Source organism: Polaromonas sp. P1_E3, assembly GCF_056405935.1.
The window spans coordinates 1-4167 of sequence record NZ_JBFUBD010000244.1; the positions used below are offsets into that span (position 1 = coordinate 1).

At 61.8% G+C, this 4167-nt stretch carries 3 protein-coding genes; 1 reads left to right on the forward strand and 2 read right to left on the reverse strand.

What is annotated here, in order from left to right:
* Window positions 1-125: 125 nt before the first annotated feature.
* Window positions 126-1187, reverse strand: a complete 1062-nt coding sequence (locus AC1D0Z_RS16895) for an aldo/keto reductase (RefSeq protein ID WP_477659376.1) — start codon at window positions 1185-1187, stop codon at window positions 126-128.
* Between the two features lie 272 nt (window positions 1188-1459).
* On the opposite strand from AC1D0Z_RS16895, the gene AC1D0Z_RS16900 reads away from it, so the two are divergent.
* Entirely contained in the window at window positions 1460-2125 is a 666-nt protein-coding gene (locus tag AC1D0Z_RS16900; RefSeq protein WP_477659377.1) for a YiaD family glycine zipper/OmpA-like lipoprotein, read from the forward strand.
* A 145-nt stretch (window positions 2126-2270) separates the two neighbouring features.
* On the opposite strand, the gene AC1D0Z_RS16905 is transcribed toward AC1D0Z_RS16900, so the two are convergent.
* Window positions 2271-4079 (reverse strand): acetate--CoA ligase, encoded by a 1809-nt coding sequence (locus AC1D0Z_RS16905; RefSeq protein WP_477659378.1) that lies wholly within the window; start codon window positions 4077-4079, stop codon window positions 2271-2273.
* Between the last annotated feature and the right edge of the window lie 88 nt (window positions 4080-4167).

The following is a 4167-nucleotide window of genomic DNA, read 5'->3' on the forward strand; positions in this document are numbered from 1 at the left end:
CGTGTAGCTCCCTGCCCCCCGAGGGGGCCGCTGCGCCTGCGGCCCGGCAAAGCCGGTTCCGCGGCCCCTGCTTGCTTAAGAATGATGAGTAGCGAACCATACGCCCCGCACTTCCCGAGATCCAATCACAGAGCCGGGTCGCGCGATTCCCAGCGAATCTTGTCGATCTCGGCCAGCACTTCCGGCGTGAGCTTGGTGCCCCAGGCATCCAGGTCTTCGTCCAGTTGCGCGACTGAGGTCACGCCGATGATGGTGCTGGCCACCTGCCACTTGGTGTAGCAGAACGCCAGCGCCAGCTGGGTTGGGGTCAGCTTGTTGTCACGGGCCAGCGCGTTGTAGCGCCGGGCGGCGGCCAGCGCCTCGGGGCGGCCCCAGCGCTGCTTGCGTACCGATTCAAATTTGCCGATGCGCGCGTCTTTGGGTGCAGCCGCGCCTTCAATGCCCGATTCGTCATATTTGCCGGTCAGCAGGCCGAAGGCAAGTGGCGAATAGGCCAGCAGCGAGACACCCAGTCGGTGCATGGTTTCGTCCAGGCCGTTTTCTACCGTGCGGTTGACGAGGCAATAAGCGTTCTGCACCGTGGCCACACGCGGCAGGCCGTGCTGCTCGGCCAGGCGCACAAACTCGTGCACGCCATACGGGGTTTCGTTGGAAAGCCCGATATATCGCACCTTGCCGGCTTTCACCAAAGCGCCGAGTGCCTCGAGCTGCTCATGGATCGACGTGGCAGAGCGTTCCTGTTCAGGGTTGTAATACAGCGCGCCAAACGCCGGCACGTGGCGTTCGGGCCAGTGAATCTGGTAGAGGTCGATGACATCGGTTTTCAGCCGCTTGAGGCTGGCATCGCACGAAGCCAGGATGTCCTGGGCCGTCATGCCGCCGCCTGCACGCACCCAGGGCATGCCGCGCGAAGGGCCGGCGACCTTGGTGGCAAGCACCAGCTTGTTGCGTGCCGAAGGATTTTTGGCAAGCCAGTTGCCGATGATGGTTTCGGTCGAACCGCAGGTTTCGGCGCGGGCCGGCACCGAATACATTTCGGCGGTGTCAATAAAGTTGACGCCGCGCTCCAGCGAGCGGTCCAGGATGGCGTGGGACGTGGGCTCATCCACCTGCTCGCCAAATGTCATGGTGCCGAGGCAAATAGGCGTGACCTGAAGGTCGCTGGAGCCGAGTTGAACTTTATTCATGGAGGAGTCGCAGGTGAGATTGAAGAGGCCGCACGGCAGCAAAAACGCTGTGACGGAATTCACGGAATTGGCAAAACGGCTAGTTTAAGGTCTCCGTAAACGGCGTGCAGGCGCGCCTATCTCGCGCCCTTGTCTTACAACTGCTCACCTTTCGCCTGTCTAGCATTCACACACCCGCGCTTTAATGCGCTGCTGATTGAAGTGAGACCGGTAACCGTTCTCCTTCTTCGATACCTGTATTCACTACATTAACTTTCCCTGAGGAGCATCCCATGAACAAACTGACCATCACATCCATTACCTGTGCGGCGCTGGCTGCGTTGACCCTTTCCGGCTGCGCCAACATGAGCGAAACCCAGCAGGGCACCGCCAAGGGCGCCGGCATTGGCGCGGTTGCAGGCGCGGTACTGGGTGCAGCGACCGGCGGCTCCAAGGGCGCGGCTACGGGTGCCGTTCTGGGCGGCGCTGTGGGCGCCGGCGGCGGTTATATCTGGTCCAAGAAAATGCAGGACCAGAAAGCTGCGATGGAAAAGGCGACTGTGGGTACCGGCGTAGCCGTCAGCCAGACCACCGACAACCGCCTGAAGCTCGACATCCCGAGCGATATTTCTTTTGACGTGGGCCGTTCCGCCATCAAGCCGAACTTTGCCCCCATCCTGAACCAGTTCGCTACCAGCCTGAACCAGAACCCGGTGACGACAGTGACCATCATTGGCCACACCGACAACACCGGTTCAGACGCCATCAACAACCCACTGTCCATTGACCGTGCCGATGCGGCCCGTGACTACCTGGTCAGCCGCGGCGTGGCCCGTACCCGCATCGTGACGGACGGCCGCGGTTCGCACGAGCCGGTGGCCGACAACAGCACGCAACAGGGCCGTGACAAGAACCGCCGCGTTGAAATCTACGTGGCTGAGYAAGTCGCCGCGAGGTAACTGGCACACCCCTGCCGGCGCTCACTTCGTGTAGCGCCACCTCCCCTTGCAGGGGACGGCGCTAGCAGCCTGGCAAAGCCAGTTCTGCGGCGCCCGCTGGAACAAAAAAAAGCACCCATTGGGTGCTTTTTTATTTGGCGATCTATCACCGGGCTGTTGATGCCTTGAAGCGCTCTTCCTCTTGCAGGCGCAGCACGCGCCTTTGCACTTTTCCGGTGGTCGTCATCGGTAGCGCGTCGATGAATTCGATCTCTTTCGGGTACTCGTACGGCGCGAGCATGGTTTTGACGTGGGCTTGCAGCTGCAGCGTCAGTTCATCATCAAATCGGGCTGTACCGCCCGGGTGACGTGCGCGAGCAGCTATCAAATCAGGAGCAAGCACCACATACGCCTTGACGACTGCACCGCGTTCGCGGTCGGGCTTGGGCACTACGGCGGCGTTGGCGACGGCTGCGTGCTTGACCAGGCAGTTCTCGATTTCGCCGGGGCCGATGCGGTAACCGGCGGCCTTGAAGACGTCGTCGGCACGGCCTTCATACCAGAGGTAACCGTCGGCATCGCGCCTTGCCAGGTCGCCGGTGCGGCACCAGTCGCCGGTGAACTTGCCGCGGGTGGCCTCGTCTTTCTTCCAGTACCCCAGGAAGAAGATTGGGTCGGGGTCGCCGTGGATGTCGTAGCGGTTGACCGACACATCGCCGGGCACGCCCACCGCGCATTCATTGCCTTCGTCATCAATCACCGCCACGCGATGGCCCGGGTAACCCTTGCCCATGCTGCCCGGCCTCGCAGGCCAGAAGCGGCTGCAATTGCCCACGACGTAGTTGATCTCGGTCTGCCCGAACATTTCATTGACGGTGACGCCAAGCTGATCCTGGCAGTACGCAAACACGGCATCGCCCACGGCTTCGCCGGCACTCATCATGGCCTGCAGTTTCAGCTTGAAGTGCTGCCTGGGCCGGGGATAGGCCTTCATCATGGCCTTCAGAGCCGTCGGGAACAAAAAGGTGTGCGTGACGCCCTGCTCCGCCATCAGGCTGAAGGCCAGTTCGGGGCTGAAGCGGCCGTTGAAGGCGACGATGGGCCGGCCGAAATAGAGGCTGGGCAGCAAGGCGTCCATCAGCCCGCCCGTCCACGCCCAGTCTGCCGGAGACCAGAAAACAGCGTCGGACTTTTTATTTGTTTTGCCGTCAAAGCCAAACCAGTTCTGGCTACAGATGAAGCCGGGCAGGTTACCGATCAAGGCGCGATGCGGCAGCAGCGCACCCTTGGGCGGGCCGGTGGTGCCGCTGGTGTAGATCAGGATCGCGCCTTCGTCGGCCTTGGTCTTGACGGCTGTGAAGGCGTTTTTCTGGGCGGCCAGTGCGCTTGCGTAGTCGAGGTCTCCCTTGCCCTTCGCGGTACCGGCGGCCACCACCGTGCGCAATGCCGGGCAGTTGCCGCGGATGGCATTCAGGCTGTCGATCGAGCTTTCGTCGCAAATGGCCACAACCGCATCGCTGTCCTGCAGGCGGTATTCGAGCGCGTCAGGGCCGAACAGCATGGACAGCGGCATGGCGACAGCCCCTATCTGGAACACCGCCATATAGGCCACCGCAGTTTCAAAGCGTTGCGGCATCACGATGGCGACACGGTCGCCGCGCTTGACGCCCAGGCCGGCCAGCACATGGCTCAAGGCATCGGCGGCGCCCTGCAGTTCCGTATACGTATAAAAAACGGCTGTAGCGCCCGGCTGATGAGCGCGAACAGCTATTCTTTTTGTAGCGCCTGGCTTTTTGCCTTCGTCCCTGGCCCAGCGGCTGCAGCACACGTCGGCGATATTGAAATGCTCGTCAACCTGCCAGCGGAAGCSGGTGTGCAGCGCCGCGTAGTGGTCGGCTTGCGCGACGGCGGTAGATTTGGGGTCGGCAGGCTTGTCGCTGCCTTGACTGCGTTTCGATTCGTGTCTCTTTATCATTAAGAACCTCTTTACGATTTAAACGCGGTCGCGCAAGCCCTTCTCGGGATGGGATGCAAGGCGCGGCGCGCTGCCCATAGCATAGCTA

Coding starts and splice junctions, on each gene's coding strand:
- AC1D0Z_RS16895 (WP_477659376.1), bottom strand. CDS start 1,187: ATGAATAAAGTTCAACTCGGCTCCAGCGACCTTCAGGTCACGCCTATT.